General features: G+C 72.6%; 7 protein-coding genes. 2 read left to right on the top strand and 5 right to left on the bottom strand.

The annotated features are described in order from the left end of the window. The 4 genes from ACFYPG_RS24245 to ACFYPG_RS24230 all read right to left on the bottom strand — a co-directional run. Window positions 1–5,877, bottom strand: a 5,877-nt coding sequence (locus ACFYPG_RS24245) for an amino acid adenylation domain-containing protein (protein WP_387354232.1), incomplete at its 3' end; no start/stop codon positions are given. Continuing rightward, window positions 5,766–6,314, bottom strand: a complete 549-nt coding sequence (locus ACFYPG_RS24240) for a condensation domain-containing protein (protein WP_387353975.1) — start codon at window positions 6,312–6,314, stop codon at window positions 5,766–5,768. The genes ACFYPG_RS24245 and ACFYPG_RS24240, both read right to left, overlap by 112 nt. After that, window positions 6,314–6,595 (bottom strand): MbtH family protein, encoded by a 282-nt coding sequence (locus ACFYPG_RS24235; protein WP_387353974.1) that lies wholly within the window; start codon window positions 6,593–6,595, stop codon window positions 6,314–6,316. Before ACFYPG_RS24235 ends, ACFYPG_RS24240 begins: the two co-directional genes overlap by 1 nt. Before the next feature lie 1,248 nt (window positions 6,596–7,843). Continuing rightward, entirely contained in the window at window positions 7,844–9,007 is a 1,164-nt protein-coding gene (locus tag ACFYPG_RS24230) for an acyl-CoA dehydrogenase family protein (protein ID WP_355005618.1), read from the bottom strand. A 250-nt stretch (window positions 9,008–9,257) separates the two neighbouring features. Here ACFYPG_RS24230 and ACFYPG_RS24225 point away from each other — a divergent pair, with 250 nt between their 5' ends. Continuing rightward, on the top strand, window positions 9,258–10,685 hold the full coding sequence (locus ACFYPG_RS24225; protein WP_355005619.1) for a UDP-glucose/GDP-mannose dehydrogenase family protein: 1,428 nt from the start codon (window positions 9,258–9,260) through the stop codon (window positions 10,683–10,685). A 151-nt stretch (window positions 10,686–10,836) separates the two neighbouring features. After that, complete coding sequence (locus tag ACFYPG_RS24220; protein WP_387353973.1) at window positions 10,837–15,732, top strand: SCO7613 C-terminal domain-containing membrane protein; 4,896 nt, start codon at window positions 10,837–10,839, stop codon at window positions 15,730–15,732. 394 nt (window positions 15,733–16,126) lie between these two features. Here ACFYPG_RS24220 and purE read toward each other — a convergent pair whose 3' ends face one another. Beyond that, window positions 16,127–16,624 carry a 5-(carboxyamino)imidazole ribonucleotide mutase gene (purE, locus tag ACFYPG_RS24215; RefSeq protein WP_355005621.1) on the bottom strand — a complete coding sequence of 166 codons (498 nt, stop codon included), beginning with the start codon at window positions 16,622–16,624 and terminating at the stop codon, window positions 16,127–16,129. Between the last annotated feature and the right edge of the window lie 33 nt (window positions 16,625–16,657).

Here is a 16,657-nt window from a genome sequence, read left to right as displayed (position 1 = left end):
CACCGACGGCACCCGCAGCACCTCCCGCCAGATCCCGGTCAGGATCCCCTCCACCGGTCCACGCCGGGCCTCGGCGCTGGCGGTGGCGGTGGCAGCGGCGGTGGCCGGAGCCGCGGTGGTGGTCGGCGCCGTCAACGCGGCCCGGTCGACCTTCCCGTTGGGCAGCCGGGGCAGGCGGTCGACGAGCGCCACTGTCGGCACCATGTAGTCCGGCAGCCGCTCCCGCAGCGCCGCACGTAGGTCGTCGGTGGTGAGCGCGGCACCCGGCCGCAGCGCCACGTGGGCGACCAGCCGCCGGTCGTCCGCACCGTCGTCGTCGCACAGCACCACGCACTCGCCCACGCCGTCCAGGGCGGACAGCGCCGAGGCGACCTCGTCCGGCTCGACCCGGTGCCCCCGGATCTTGACCTGGTCGCCGATCCGGCCCAGGAACTCCACTGTGCCGTCCGGCAGCAGCCGCCCCCGGTCACCGGTGCGGTAGAGCCGGTCGCCCGGCGCGCCCAGCGGGTCGGGCACGAACCGCTCGGCGGTCGACGCGGCGTCCCCCAGGTAGCCCCGGGCCAGGCCCGCACCCCCGACGACGATCTCGCCGGGCAGGCCGGTCGGCACCGGCCGCAGCCTCTCGTCGAGTACGTACAGCCGCGCGCCCGGAATCGGCCGACCGAGCGGCACCACCGCCTGGCGGCCCGCTCGGTCGATGCGGACCTCCGACACGGCGACGATGCCCGTCGTCTCGGTCTGGCCGTACATGTTGACCAGCCGGGGCGCCGTCCCCGGCGCGTTGCGGATGGCCTCGGGAAGCTCGTAGCGCAGCGGCTCGCTGGCGGTGAGCACCACCCGTGGCCGCCACCCGCCGGGCGAGGTGAGCGCCGGCAGCAGGACCCGCAGGTACGACGGCACCAGGTCCAGCACCTGCACGCCGTGGGCGGTGACAAAGGTGAGCAGCGCCAACGGGTCGGCCAGGTGCGCGCGCCCGGCGACGACCACGTGGCCGCCCAGCGCCAGCGGAACGGCGAACTGCCGCACCGACGACGAGAACGCGAACGACGCGGTGTGCAGGAACACCGGCTCGTCGGGCAGGGCCAGCGCGGCCGGCAGCCCGTCCAGGTACGCGGAAAGCCCGCCGTGGGTGACCACCACACCCTTGGGGAGCCCCTTGGTGCCGGAGGTGTAGACCACGTAGGCCGGGTGCTCCGGTCGCAGTGCCGGTGTCGGCCGGGGGCCCACCGGGGCCGGCAGGTCCTCGATCGTCACCACCTCGCCCGCGCCCTGGGGCGTACGACCCGCCAGGTCGCGGGTGGTGAGCGTCATCGCCGGCCGGGCGTCCGCCACGATCGCGGCCAACCGCTGCGCGGGGTACGCGGGGTCCAGCGGCACGTACGCGGCACCCGTCTCCAGGACGGCCAACGCCGCCACGACGACATCGACGCCCCGGTCGAGGTGCAGGGCGATAGTCGTTTCCGGGCCCGCGCCGCGTTCGGTGAGCACCCGGGCCAGGTCACCGCTGCGGCGGTGCAGGTCGCCGTAGGAGAGGGTCGTCTCGCCGCTGGTGACAGCCGGAGCGTCGGGTCGGCGTCGCGCCTGCTCGGCCACCCGGGCGGTGAGCGTGCGGTGCACTGCGCCAACCGGCAGCGCCGGACCGTGCGCGAGCGCGTCGAGACGCTCCCGTTCGCCCGGCAGGAGGGGATCCACGTCGAAGACGCGCTGGTCGGGGTCATCGACCAACCGGTCCATCAGCACCCCGAGGCGGCTCATCATCGCCTCGACGGTGCCCTCGTCGAACAGGTCGGTGCTGTACTCGGCGTGCCCCTCGATGCCGTCCTCGGTCTCCCACAGGTCGATCAGCAGGTCGAAGCGGGCGGTGCACTGCTCGTTGTCGATCGACGTGAGGGTGAGGCCGGGGCCCGGGTCGGGCAGGCCGCCCGGGGCGTTCTGCAACGCGAAGCGCACCTGGAACAGCGGTGAGTGGCTGAGGCTGCGGGTGGGTGCCACCGCGTCGACGACCATCTCGAAGGGGACGTCCTGGTGGGCGAACGCGCCGTGCGCCGTGCTGCGGACCCGCCGCAGCACCTCGCGGAAGGTGGGGTCGCCGGAGAGGTCGACCCGCAGCGCCAGGGTGTTGGCGAAGAACCCGACGAGCTTCTCCAACTCGGTGCTCGTGCGGTTGGCCACGGGCGTGCCGACGGTGATGTCCCGTTGGCCACTGAGCTGGGCCATGAGCACGTCGAAGCCGGCCAGCAACGCCATGAACAGGGAGACCTTCTCCCGCCGGGCCAGGTCGGCCACCGCCCGGGACCGCTCGGCCGACCAGCTGACGTCGTGGCGCGCTCCGCGGAAGGTCTGCACCGCCGGTCGCGGCCGGTCGGTCGGCAGGTCCAGCGTGGGTACGCCGTCGAGCTGCCGCTTCCACCAGTCGAGCTGGTCGTCCAGCTCGGCGCCGGTCAGCCAGGACCGCTGCCAGAACGTGTAGTCCACATAGGTGTGTGTCAACTCGGGCAACGAGGACGGCTGCCCCTGGGCGATCTCCCGGTAGAGCGTCACCAGGTCGTCCAACACGATGTTCAGGGACCAGCCGTCGGAGACGGTGTGGTGCAGCGTCAACAGCAGCACGTGCGAGTCGGGGCGTACCCGCACCAGGGTGCCGCGCAGCAGCGGCCCGGCGGCCAGGTTGAACGGAGTGCGCCCCTCGGCGTCGAAGAGGGCGGCCAGCCGACCCTCCGGGTCGGCGTCGCCCCGCACGTCCACCTCGGCGTACGCCACGGCGTCGACCGGCAGGAACTCCTGCACCGGTTCGCCGTCCACGGACGGGAACCGGGTGCGCAGCCCCTCGTGCCGGGCCCACAGCGCGCCGAAGGCCGCCCGCAGCGCGTCGGCGCGCAGGTCACCGTCGAAGCGCAGCGCGAGGGGCACGTTGTAGAACGCGCTGTCCTCGGCGAGCCGGTTGAGGAAGTACAGGCGTCCCTGCGCGTGCGACAACGGCACCGGGCCGGTCCTTCCGACGGCGACGAGACCGGGCCGGGGGGCCCGCCCGCCGAGCGCCTCGATCCGGGCCCCCAGGTCGGCCAGCGAGGTGGACTCCAGGAACACCGCCAGCGGCAGCTCGATGTCGAGCTTCTTGCGCAGCCGGGCCATGGCCCGGACCGCGAGCAGGGAGTGCCCGCCCAGGTCGAGGAAGTTCGCGTCCCGCCCGATCGACTCGACCGGCCGCCCCAGCACGTCTGCCCAGACCTCGGCGATGGCCTCCTCCAGCCGGCTCTGCGGAGCTGCCAGGCTGGGCGCCGGCTCGGCCGCCGTGGGCGCGGGCAGGGCCGCCCGGTCCACCTTGCCATTGGCGGCCAACGGCAGCGCGTCGAGCGTGACGACGACCTCCGGCACCATGTAGTCCGGCAGTTCCGCACGCAGCGCGTCACGCGGGTCGTGGGCCGCGGAATCCCCGGCCGCTGTGACGTACGCGACCAACCGCTCCTCACCAGGCCGGTCGGTACGCAGCAGGACCACCGCCTCGCGGACCTGCGGCAGCCGGGTCAGGGTGGCCTCGATCTCCGCCAACTCGACCCGGTACCCCCGGATCTTCACCTGGGTGTCGACCCGGCCCAGGCAGTCCAGCTCGCCGTCGGGTCGCACCCGGACGAGGTCGCCGGTGCGGTACATGCGCTCCCCCGGCGTCGGGGCGAACGGGTCGGGCAGGAAGCGCCCGGCGGTCAGGTCCGGCCGACCGTGGTAGCCACGGGCCACACCGGCACCCGCCACGTACAGCTCACCGACAGTGCCCGGCGGCACCGGTAGCAGGTTGCCGTCCAGCACGTAGAGCCGCGTGTTGGCGATCGGACGACCGATCGGCACCACACCGGACAGGTCGGTGCCGTCGTGCACCTCGTGCACACAGCAGCCGACGACGGTCTCGGTGGGCCCGTACTCGTTGACGATCCGCAGGCCCGGAGCCCGGCGCCGCCAGGCGGCGGCGGTGGTGCCGTGCAGCGACTCGCCACCGACGATCAGATAGCCGTCCGCAGCGATGGTCCGGCTCGGAACGGCCCGGTCCAGCGCCTCCAGGTGGGCCGGGGTGAGCTTGACCAGCCCGAGGTCCAGGTCGCTGCCGAGCAGCTCGGTGAGGGTCTCCAGCTCGGTGCCGTCGGCGACGAGCACCACCGGGCGCCCGGCCAGCAGCGGACAGAACAGCGTCGTCACCGACAGGTCGAACCGCAACGGCGAGACCAGGGGCGCGCCCCCGCCCTCGGCCACCCGGTACGTCCGTAGGCTCCACGCCAGATAGTTGGTCAGGCCGCGGTGCGTGACCACCACACCCTTGGGTCGCCCCGTCGAGCCCGAGGTGTAGATCACGTAGCAGGCGCTGTCCGGGTGCGGACGCGGCAGCGGCGGCAGGTCGGTGGTGGCGTCCTCGTCGCCGTCGGGCAGCAGCACCGACACGTCGGTGGTGTCCGGTAGGTCCGCGACCCGGCCCGCGCTGGTGACGACCACCCGCACCTCGGCGTCGGTGAGCATGAACCGCACCCGCTCGGCGGGCTCGCCCACGTCCAGCGGCACGTACGCGCCGCCGGCCTTGAGGGTGGCCAGCACGGCCGTGACGAGGTCGACACCCCGGTCCAGGAAGAGGCCGACGCGGGTCTCCGGGCCCACCCCGTGCCGGCGCAGCCGCGCGGCGAGGGCGTCGGCCCGACGGTCCAACTCTCCGAACGTGACAGTCAGGTCGCCGACCAGGAGCGCGGGCGCGTCAGGGGTACGGGCGGCCTGCCGAGCGAACAGCTCGTGCGCGCGCACGTCACCGAGGAGCGGGTCCTCGGTGCGGTTGCCGTCCACTACCGCCGCCCGGGTCTCCTCAGCGGACAGGAGTCGGGCCAACCCGACCGGGGCGTCCGGCGCGGCGGTCAGACCGACCAGCAGAACGCCGAGGTGAGCGGCCATCCGCGCCGCTGTGCGCTCGTCGAGGATGTCGGTCGCGTACTCGGCCACCCCCCGCAGCCGGCCGTCGGCGTCCGGCCACACCTCGACCGTCAGGTCGTGCTTGCTGATCGGCAGGTGGTGTTCGACGGCCGTGACCCGCAACCCCGCCGCCTCGACCTCCAACGCCTGGTCCTCGACGAGGGCGAACATCACCTGCGCGAGGGGCGTGTGACCGAGGTCGCGTTCCGGGTCGACCGCCTCCACCACCGTGTCGAAGGGCACCTCGCCGTGCGCCATGCCCTGCTGCACGAGATCGCGGACCCGTCCCACCAGGGCCCGGAAGGTGGGCGCGCCGGAGGTGTCGACCCGCACGACGATCGAGTTGACGAAGGAGCCGACCATCGTCTCCAGCTCGACGCGGGGGCGGTTCGCCACCGGAGTCACCACCGAGACCTCGTCCTGGGCCGCGTACCGCGACATCAGCGCGGCGAACCCGGCGAGCAGCACCATGAACGGGGTGGCCCGCTCCTCCTGGGCCAGGCTGGTCACCGCCGGCCACAGGCCGTCGGGCAGGGCGAAGCGGTGCCGCTCGCCCCGGAAGGACTGCACCGGCGGGCGGGGACGGTCCAACGGCAGGTCGATGACGGGTACCGCGCCGGCCAGTGCGCGCTTCCAGTAGTCGAGCCCCTCGGCCAGCTCGGTGGCGCGGTCGGGACGGCTCTCCCAGGCGGCGTAGTCCGCGTACTGCACGGTGAGGGGCGCGAGCGTGGGAGCCCGGTCCTCTGCTCCGGCGCGGTACAGCTCCAGCAGCTCGTCGATGAGCAGGCTGACCGACCAACCGTCGCAGATGCTGTGGTGCAGGGTCAGCACCAGCACGTGCGCGGTGGGCGTCTGCCGGAACAGCGCGGCGCGAGCCAGTGGCCCGTCGGAGAGGGAGAACGGACGACTCGCCTCGTCGCGTACGGCGGCCAGCACCGCCGCGTCGTCGACGGGCAGTGGGCGCGGGGTGAGGTCCACCTCGAGTCGGACAGGATGCGCTGCACCGGGTCGCCCTCGTTCGCCGCGAACACGGTCCGCAGCGCCTCGTGCCTGTCGACCAGGGCGCGCACCGCGTCGGTGAGCACGTCGAGCCGGAGTGCGCCGGTCAGGCGTAGCGCGGTCGGCACGTTGAACATCGCCGAGCCGGGGACGAGCTGGTCCATGAACCACAGCCGGCGCTGTGCCGGGGAGACGGGCAGGTCGCCGCCGCGCGGCACCCGGGTGAGCGCCTCGACCGGCCGGGAGCGCTGGCCGCCGAGACGCTTCTCGAACAGGGCCCGCTTCGAGGGCGACATCGAGTCGAGGCGTGACCGGCCGGGCGAGAGCGCAGCGCCGTGTGGCGCGGGGCGGCTGGCACTCGCGTCGGTGGTCATCAGGCCACCTCCCGAGTGGTGCTCTCCAGGTGCGTCACGAGGCTGCGCGGCCGCATGTCGGTCCACTCGGTGGTGACGTGGTCCAGGCAGGACGCGCGGTCGGCGGGCCCGTGGGCCACCGTCCACCCGGCCGGCAGGCTGAGCGACTCGGGCCACAGCGAGTGCTGCCCCTCGTCGTTCACCACTACGAAGAAGCGTCCGTCGGGGTTGTCGAGAATGTTCACGTCTTCCTCACTCTGCGCCTGGTCCCAGGACCCGACGAGGAAGCGCTGAACCGGCACGGCGGCCAGGCAGGGACCATGGCGGTCAGACCTGCCGGCGTCGCAGTCGGGACGCGCGTCCCCAGATCGGGCGTCGTCAACTGTCGTTTGCGGAGACTTTTGCTATGCGTCGCTCAGAGGACGTGCGGGGTTTCACCGCCGCGTGTCTCGCTATCGGATTCCACCACGGCCATGGCCGGCCACCTGCACGTTAATCGGCTATCCGACCCGAAGCCGAGCGCCCTATACGGACGCAATCCGGTCGATGTCAAGCAAATTTTGGCAAGCCACGCTGAACCCACGTCGCGCTCCCCCCCGAAGTTGCGACCCAACAGCGTTCATGAATGTAAACGCAAGCGAGGCACAGAAAACCATCAGACACGGAGCGTGTCAAGACCCTTGCCTGCCGCTGAAGTCGACCATCCCAACCGGGACGTATTTATGACAAATACTCCGCAGGTGGTTGGTCGACCGAGCACGCCGGCGGGCCCGCCGGCGCTCCGTCGAGCGGGCCTCCGGGTGGTCGGGCGGGACGACCGGAATCGGCCAGAAATGCGTTGCCAGCGACGCGTCTATGCAGTACAGGGGTATTCTCGGCGGACTCTCCGCGCCCGTGCGGACCGATCAACGACGACGCCACCGCCCACAGTGGACGAGGCGCGTCAGAAAGATCACCTTGCCCGGACGGGGAGAATCATTCATCGCGGAAATAGTGGTCATAATCCGACACGGAGACGAGTCTCACACGACAGGCGGAAAGAACGACCGATCATCCATTGTCCGAGCATCCGAATGGTTGGACAACAGTCAATGTAATGGATGTTAACGTGCGCATCGCGAGGCGCGACGGAGAGCGCCACCGTCGCCGGATCACAGCCCGCGCGAAGCCGTCTACCATCCGGGCCGACAAGCCGACGCGGGGGCCGCCGGACACTTCAGTTCGATTGCCGGATCCGATCGGGCCAGACGACGCGTCGAGCACCGGATTCCTTTGTCGCACAGGCCCGCCACCACGCGTACGTGGGCGCCGGGGGGTAGGCGCACGGCGTACCCGAAGGCACCTCCCACGCCGGGTATCCAGCTGGCCACCGACACCCGAATCCCGGCGGACGCGTGCCGAGCCCATCGACGATGATCAGTGTGAGTGCGCGTCGAATCAGGCCCGGTGCGGCGCTGCCCCGCCTTTACCCGAGCGCCGGGATGCCGCGCGCCGGCACCGGCGACTGCCGGCACCGGACGCTTGAGCAACGGCGTTCGGAAACCCCTCGGTCAGCCCTGCAATAGTTGCCGGGCCATCACGATCCGCTGCACCTGGTTCGTGCCTTCGTAGATCTGGGTGATCTTGGCGTCCCGCATCATCCGCTCGACCGGGTAGTCCCGCGTGTAGCCGTAGCCACCCAGCAACTGCACCGCGTCGGTGGTGATCTCCATGGCGGCGTCGGAGGCGAAGCACTTGGCCGCAGCGCCGAAGTAGGTGAGATCCGCGTCGCCACGCTCCGACTTGCCAGCAGCCGCGTACGTGAGCTGCCGGGCCGCCTCGAGCTTCATGCCCATGTCGGCCAGCATGAACTGGATCCCCTGGAACTCGGCGACCGCCTTGCCGAACTGGCGGCGCTCGGCCACGTACCCCTTCGCGTAGTCGAGCGCGCCCTGCGCGATCCCGACGGCCTGCGCGGCGATGGTGACCCGGGTGTGGTCAAGGGTCTTCATCGCGGTCGCGAAGCCGGTGCCCTCCGCGCCGATCATCCGGTCGGCCGGGATCCGCACGTTGTCGAGGTAGACCTCGCGGGTGGGCGAGCCCTTGATCCCGAGCTTCTTCTCCGGCGCGCCGAAGCTCACCCCGGCATCGGACTTCTCGACCACGAAGGCCGAGATGCCCCGGGACCGGGCGGACGGGTCGGTGACGGCGAATACGGTGTAGAACTCGGACACCCCTGCGTTGGTGATCCAGCGCTTGACACCGTTGAGCACCCAGTGATCCCCGTCACGTACCGCCCTGGTGGTCATGGACGCCGCGTCACTGCCCGCCTCGGGCTCGGAGAGGCAGTACGAGAACATCGCCTCACCGGCCGCGACCGGCGTCAGGTAGCGAGCCTTGAGGTCGGCGGAACCGGACAACAGGAGCGGCATGGTGCCGAGTTTGTTCACCGCCGGGATCAGCGAGGACGACGCGCAGGCACGGGCCACCTCCTCGATCACGATGGCGGTGGCCAGCGCGTCCGCGCCCGCGCCGCCGTACTCCTCGGGGATGTGCGGTGCGTGGAAGTCGGCCGCTCGCAGCGCGTCGTAGGACGCCTTGGGGAATTCCCCCGTCTCGTCGGCCTCCGCGGCGTGCGGAGCCACCTTCGCGGCGCAGACCTCTCGCACGGCTTCCCGGATCGCCTGGTGCTCCTCCGGCAACCGGTAGACGTCGAACGACTCCCCTGCGGCCATCTCGGCCCTCCCCTTCACCACTATCATGCGCAGTCTGTGACGACTCCTGACCGCCGACGGCGCAGACTGAAGACTAGCGACTGCAGTTCAGGTGATGTTACCGGCGCGTAGGTATGGGCAGGACGGTGCACCTGACGCGCTCAGCGATGATGGAGATTGAGACAGTGAGCCACCCTCCGGTGCCCCGCCCAGGCGCCGCAGCAGAATGCGACGCGACGACGCGGCGCCAGCGCGAGCGGAGAAGACAGGCGTGACGATCCCCTACCCCACCATCCAGCCGACCCCCGCCATCGCCGCGGTGACCCCGCCCTCGGGCGCACCCCGGCCGCGGGTGACGTTCCTAGGGACTGGTTACCTCGGTGCGACGTACGCCATCTGCTACGCAGAACTGGGCTACGAGGTTCTCGGGTTCGACGTCGACGCCGACAAGATCGCGATGCTGAACGCTGGTCAGGTGCCGATCCACGAGCCCGGCCTGGACGAGCTGCTCCGACGCAACCTCGCCGCCGGCCGCCTCCGGTTCAGCACCGACATCGCCGAGACCGCCGAGTTCGGTGACGTGCACTTCATCTGCGTCGGCACCCCGCAGCGGGCCGACGGCATGGGCGCCGACCTGTCGTACGTCGAGGCATCGGTCACCAGCCTCGCGCAGCACCTGACCCGCAAGGCGTTGATCGTCGGCAAGTCCACCGTGCCGGTCGGCACCGCCGAGTGGGTCGAGCAGCTCGTCGGCAAGCACACCCCGAACGACCTGGACGTCGAGGTGGCGTGGAGCCCCGAGTTCCTCCAGGAGGGCTTCGCCGTCGACGACGTCCTGCGACCCAACCGGATCGTGGTCGGCGTCAAGAGCGAGTGGGCCAACGGCATGCTCTACGCCGCGCACAAGGGCGTGTTCGACCTGGCCGCCACGGAGGACCGCGAGGTGCCCCTGGTGGTTACCGACTTCTCCACCGCCGAGCTGGTCAAGGTCGCCGCGAACGCCTTCCTGGCCACCAAGATCTCCTTCATCAACGCGATGGCCGAGGTCTGCGAGGCCTCCGGTGGCGACGTCACCCAGCTGGCCCGCGCGATCGGCTACGACCCGCGGATCGGCAACCGGTTCCTCCAGGCCGGCCTCGGCTTCGGAGGCGCCTGCCTGCCCAAGGACATCCGGGCCTTCCAGGCCCGCGCCCAGGAGCTGGGCGCCGGCGAGGCGCTGCGCTTCCTCCACGAGGTCGACCTGATCAACCTGCGCCGGCGTACGCGGGTGCTCCAGCTCGCCGCGGACCTGCTCGGCCGCCGCTCCGGGCCGGCCGGCCCGGACTTCTCCGGCACCCGGATCGCCGTACTCGGCGCCACCTTCAAGCCCAACACCGACGACGTCCGCGACGCCCCGGCGCTCGCCGTCGCCGCGCTGTTGCACAAGGCCGGCGCCGACGTGCACGTGTACGACCCGCAGGGCACCGAGAACGCCCGCCGCGCGGTCCCCGAGTTGACGTACGAGAGCAGCATCAACGAGGCGGTCAACGAGGCCGACCTGGTCTGCGTCCTCACCGAGTGGGCCGACTTCCGCAACGCCGACCCGGTCGCCCTCGGCGAGTTGGTCAAGGGTCGCAAGGTCGTCGACGGCCGCAACTGCCTCGACCCGGCACTCTGGGCCCAGGCGGGCTGGGAGTACCGGGGCATGGGTCGCCCCTGACCCAACCGACGCCCCACCGGCCGGCCATCGAGCATCTCGATGGCCGGCCGGTGTCGTTGTTTGCCCCGGACCCGCCGACAAGAGTCGAAATCCGCGCCAGCTTTGGGCATGCTGCGACAGTGGGAGTCCACAGTGCGGGTGGAGGGGTGTCGTGGCGACCTTTCAATGCTCCTCGTGCGGCCGGGAGATCAAGCCGGCCGTTCGATGCCCGCACTGTGGGGCAGATCAACCACAGTGGGCCGAGCACCTGGCCGACATCGAGCGTTCGATCGCGGAGATGAAGGCGCGCGACGCCGCCATCGCCCGCGAGCAGCGGCAGATCGCCGCCAAGATGCAGGCCGCGCTCTTCCAGCGGGACATCCTCGCCCACGCCAGCGAGGAGCGGCTCAAGCAGGCCACCCGGCCACGCCGGGTGCTGCGTCGCCGCCCCGGCCGACGGCCACCGACTGCCACCATGGGAGCGCCGCCCCGGGTGCCCCGCCAGGGCACTCCGCCCGCCCCGGAGGACCCGCCGCCGCCCCCGCCCCGGGCCGTCTGGCTGGACGTGGACGACCCGGAGCACCCGCCGGAGGCGTCCTCGCGCGAGGTGCAGAACATCCCGCTGGGGCTGGGCGCGCTGCTCCTCGGCGTGGCCGCCGTGGTCTTCGCGGCGGTGGCCACCAGCTCGATGGACGCGCTGGCCCGGCTCGGCATCCTGCTCCTGGCCACCGTGCTGATGCTGCTCGCCCCGCCGGCACTGGCCCGGCGCGGGCTCACCTCGACCGCCGAGACCATCGCCGCGGTCGGCCTGCTGCTGGTGCCGCTCGCCGGCAACGCCCTCTGGGCGGTGGACCGGATCGGCGTCGGCGGCGGCTCCGGCACGGTCTTCGCCGGGGTGATCTTCGCGGTCACCGCCGCCGTCGCATTCGGGTACGCCGGTTGGACCGGTCTGCGCGCGCCCCGCTTCGCCACCGTGCTCGCCGCCCAGCCGGTGCTGCCGCTGCTGGCGTACGACCAGATCACCGGCCCGGGCGGCTGGGCGCTGGTGCTGGCCCTGGTCGCCCTCGTCGACCTCGGCCTGGCCCGCTCCGGCGTGACCGTCGAACGCCAGGTCCGACAGGACCTGCCATCGCCGGGCACGCCGTCCGCGCCCCGCCAACGAGACGCCGAGAGCCGGCCGGAGGGCGACCCGGAGGAGGCCGCCGAGCTGATCGACGCCAGCGGCGGCGCGACTGACCCGCAGCCCACCAGGCCGGTGCCCGGCCTGCGTGAGCTGACCTGGTTGCTGCACGCCCTGGCGGTCGCCGTCTCGCTGGCGTACGCGGTCACCGCCCTGCTGCGGGCACAGACCGTGCCGACCGCTACCGGCGCCGGGTTGGTGCTGCTGCTGGCCGCCGTGATCGGGTTGGCCGGCGCGTTGGTGCTGCGGCGCCCGCCGCTGCCGGACGTCGCGGCCGGCATCGTCACCCTGGCGGTGATCGGCTCGCTCAGCCGGATCGCCTCGGTGGCACTCCCCGGCCGGGCGCTGCTGCTGATCGCGGCGGTCATCACGGTGACCGGGCTGGCGGTGCGCGCGGTCCCGGAGGCGGCCCGACGTGGCCCACAGTTGGCCTCAGCGGTGGCGCTGACCGTCAGTGGTCTGGTGGTCGCCGGCGGCGCGCTACGAGCCGGGGTGGCACCGGTCCGGGCGGCACTGCCCGCCTGGAACCCCGACCTCAGCCGATACCCGGGCGAGCTGGCCGCCGCCGTCGGGCCGACGACCTGGCAGCTCGCGGTCGCCGCGTTCCTGCTCACCATCGCGGCGGTGCTGGCCCTGCCCACCGAGATCCGCCGGGAGTTCGCTGTCGCCGGCGCGGCGCTGACCGCGCTCGCCGTTCCAGCCTCGTTCGGTCTCGGCTGGGCGACGGCACCCTGGCCAATGGTGATCACCGCGATCGGCATCGGGGTCATCGGGCTGTCCGCCCGCACCGACCGAGCCGCTGTGGCGCACGCCATCGGGGCGGCCGTGGTCGGCCTGTTCGGCGCGGGTGCCAGCCTGGCCAGCCCCACCCTCACCGCCGCGGTCCTGATCACCCTGTTCGCGGCCGGCACGCTGGTCACGCTGGCACCCCGGATCCGGATCGCCTCGGCCGCCTCCGAGACGGTCACCGCCTGGGCGGCCGGTGGGGCCGCGTTCGCGCTGCCCGGGGCGGTGGCGGCGTTCGTGGCCGCGACCATGCCGAACGACCCGCTCCTCACCCCGGCGAGCCTGCGCGAGGTGACCGTTCCGATCCTGGCGGCCAGCTTCCTGGCGGTCTGCGTGACACTGGGCTACGCAGCCGTCGTGCAGGTCTCCCAGCGCCACATCCCCGTTCCGCTGTCGGTCGGCACCGGGCTGGGCGCGCTGATGGTCACCGCCGCCGCGTTCGGGGCGCCCGGCGCGACCGTCGCCGACGCCTGGGTGGGCGCTCTCCTGCTGGTCGCGGCGGTGCTGCTCTTCCTGGCCCCCTCCATCGACGCCGGCCGCCGAGCCGATCTCACCCTCGACGGCTCGGACCTGGCCGCCGCGGCGGTCACCACCGCCCTGATCGCCACGCTGGTACGGATCGGGGCGGTGCTCGCCCCCGGCGGGCAGCTGGCGGTGGCCGCCGCCCTGCTCCTGGTGGTCGCCGTGGCCGCCCGCAGCATGCCAGAGGAGTGGCGACGCGGTCCGATCCTCGGCCTCACCGTCGGCGGCGTCCTGATCGGCGTCCTCGCCGGCTGGTCGGCGGTGCGCGGCGGGGTCGGCGTGCTGGCCACCCCCGGCCCGATCTGGAGGGGCGACCTGAGCGACTGGCCGGCCGCCCCCGTCGGCGGTGCCACCTGGCAGGCGCCGGTCGCGCTGGCACTGCTGGCCCTCGCCGCCGGCATCCTGCTCCCGCCGCCGTGGCGCTGGGACGTGTCCGGTGTGGCGGTGGTGCTCGCCACGATCGGCGCACCGGCCGCATTCGATCTGGCCTGGTGGTCACCGGTGCTGGTCGGCGGAATGGTCGCCACCGTGTTCGGCATGGCCGCGGTGGCCACGGAGGAGGCACGCGCCGGGTTGTCCCGGGCCACTGTGGCCGGGGTCGTCGCGCTGCACGCCGCCGGAGCCGGACTGGTCCGCCCGTGGACCACGGCCCTGGCTCTGGGCAGCATCGCGCTGATCGGCGTGGTGGTGGCCACGCTGGCCCGCGTCCTCGCAGGTCCACAGGTCGCCGACATCGACACCGAGGGCATGCCGCCGCACCTGGCGCAGATCGGCGGCGCGGCGATCGGTGCCGCCCTGCTGGCCCTCCCGGGTGCGGTGGCGGCACTGTCCGCCGAGTTCGACCACTCGGCGCAGGTGGTGCTGACCGCCGCGCTGGCCGCGACCAGCCTCGGCCTGGCCGCCGTGGCAGCGGTCCGCCGACTGGTGCCGCAATATCTGCCCTGGGTCAGCGTGGCGGTCGTCGGCGGGGCCACCATCAGCGCCCTCGCCGCCATCCCCACCGGCCTCGCCGCCGGCGTGTACGCGGCCGCCGCCGCCCTGCTCGGCGTCCTGGCCGAGCTGATCCGCGCGGCCACCGTGCCGCCCACCGGCGCGGCCCAGCCGGTCCGGCGCTGGGCGGTCCGACTCGACGGCGCCCTGCGGCGGCTGCCCGACGACGCGGAACGACGGCGGTGGCGGGTCAACCCGGCCGCCGGTGCGTTGGCGGCGGCGGCGCTGCCGACCGCCCTGGCGCTCGCCTCGATTGCACCCGCACTGGTCACCGCCCTGGTCGAGCCGCACCGCACACTGACCCGGATCTGGCAGGGCCCGCCGCCGGAGCTGCTTACCCCTCCACCGGACGTGGTCAACCCGACCCACGTGCTGACGGCGTTGCTGCTCACCGCGACCGCCGCGCTGGCCGCCACCGGGTTCAGCGGCGGGCGGCGTTCCCGGGCCGTGCCGGTGGTGCTGCCCGGTGCGGCCGTCACGCTGCTGATCGCACCCATCGCGCTGGGCCAGGGCTGGCCCGCCAGCACCGTCGCCGCGCTCTCCGTCTTCACCATCGCGATGCTCGGTCTCGCACTGACCCCACCGCCGGCGCTGGTCGAGCGGGCCCGCTCACTGCGGCTGGCCCGGGTGCTGGTGTTCGCCATCGGCCTCGCCGGTGGCAGCGCCGGGCTCGCCGGCAGCCTGGCCGACCGGCAGATGACCCTGTTCACCCTGGGGAGCGCCGTCGGGGTGGGCGCGGTGGCGGCGCTGTTCGGCACCACGCAGCGGGCGCGCATCCTCGGCTGGCTCTTCGCCTCACTCATGGCGCAGCTCTTCGTGCTCACCGTCGGCCTGGTCGCCGGGCTGGCGGCGGTCTGGTCGGCGTTCGGGGTGCTCGCCGTCGGCGCGGTCCTACAGGTGCTCGCCGCGACAGTCCCCCGGCTGCGCCGCCCCGAGGCGCAGCGAGAGGCCTCGACTGTGGAGTGGACCGGGTACGCTGCCGCGCTGATCGCGTTGGCCCTCGCCTTCGACTCGCCCCGCCACATCGCCGCCCTGCTGGCCGCCTGGGGCGCTGTCCTCGGGGTGGCGGCGACCCGACCCGGTCGCCGACCGGTGGAACGCCGGATCCTGTTCTGGGCAGTGGTGGTCTGTGAGATCACCGCGTGGTGGATCCTGATGCGAGTCGCCGACGTGGCGCTGCCCGAGGCGTACACGCTGCCGTTCGCCGTGCTGGCCCTCCTCGTCGGCGTCCTGGAGCTGCGCCACCGGCCCGACATGAGCAGTTGGGTGGCGTACGGCCCGGCGCTGGTAGCGGCCTTCGTGCCAACGCTGGCGATCGTGCTGGCCACCGAGTCCAGCACGGTGCGGCAGATGCTCCTGCTACTCGGCGCGGTCGCGGTGCTGATCTTCGGCTCGTCCAGTCGACAGCAGGCACCGGTGATCGTCGGCGCGTCGGTCACCGCGATCACGGCGATCCACGCCCTGTTCAGCCTGGGCCCGTGGTTGGCGCTGATCCCGGTGGGCATTCTGCTGCTGGTGCTCGGCGCAAGCAACGAGCGCCGCCGCCGCGCCCAGGAACGCCTACAGACCGCCCTACGCGGCATGAGATAAAACCGGAGCGTCACGGCAGGGCGAGTGACAAGCCAGGGTGAGTAGACGCGGCCCGTGAACGGCGCGGGCCGCGGCCGCCCGCCCACGCGCCCCCGCCCCTACGCCCCCGCCCCCGCCCGCACTGGCGTCGATCATGGAGTTGTGGTGGGGGACAAAACCCGTAAATGCCTCCTCTTCGGGCACCAGAACTCCATGATCGACCCGTCGAGGTCGGGTTGCGAGGGCTGGCGCGGGGTGGGCCGGGTTCGCCGGTCGACCTTGCGCGATCTTGCACTTTCTGTTGCGACATAAGGCGTGAAAGCCACAGGACAACGACCGAAAGTGCAAGATCGCGGGAGCGGGGCGGGGTCGCGGCGCGAGGGCTAGGGCTAGGGCGGGGCGGGGCTTGTGGGGGTCAGGGCTGGGGCAGGGTTGCTTGGAGGGCGGCTTCCTTTGTTGCTACCAGCTTCTCCAGGTCCTGCTGGTAGGTCGCCATCTTGGCGCGCAGGCCCTCGTCGGCGGCACCGAGGATCCGTACGGCGAGCAGGCCGGCGTTGCGGGCGTTGCCGATCGACACGGTGGCGACCGGGATCCCGGCCGGCATCTGCACGATGGACAGCAGCGAGTCCATGCCGTCGAGGTGCTTCAGCGGCACCGGCACGCCGATCACCGGCAGTGGCGTCACCGAGGCCACCATGCCAGGCAATGCGGCGGCACCCCCGGCCCCCGCGATGATCACCTTGAGGCCCCGGTCGGCAGCGTCGCGTCCGTACTCGATCATCGCGACCGGAGTCCGGTGCGCCGAGATCACCCGGACCTCGTACGCCACGCCGAAGTCGTCCAACACCTCGGCCGCGGCCCGCATGGTCGGCCAGTCCGAGTCGCTGCCCATGATCAAGCCAACAGTGCTCACTACGGCCCTCTCCTCGTTCCCGAAACCCTGGTT

Origin of the sequence: Micromonospora sp. NPDC005553 (assembly GCF_042871765.1) — a bacterium.
Classification (GTDB): Bacteria; Actinomycetota; Actinomycetes; order Mycobacteriales; family Micromonosporaceae; genus Micromonospora.
This window is presented reverse-complemented; position numbering and strand designations above follow the sequence as displayed.

Bases quoted from the DNA above. Each gene is read 5' to 3' on its own strand.
- ACFYPG_RS24230 (WP_355005618.1), bottom strand. From the start codon at position 9,007: ATGGCCGCAGGGGAGTCGTTCGACGTCTACCGGTTGCCGGAGGAGCAC.
- ACFYPG_RS24240 (WP_387353975.1), bottom strand. From the start codon at position 6,314: ATGACCACCGACGCGAGTGCCAGCCGCCCCGCGCCACACGGCGCTGCG.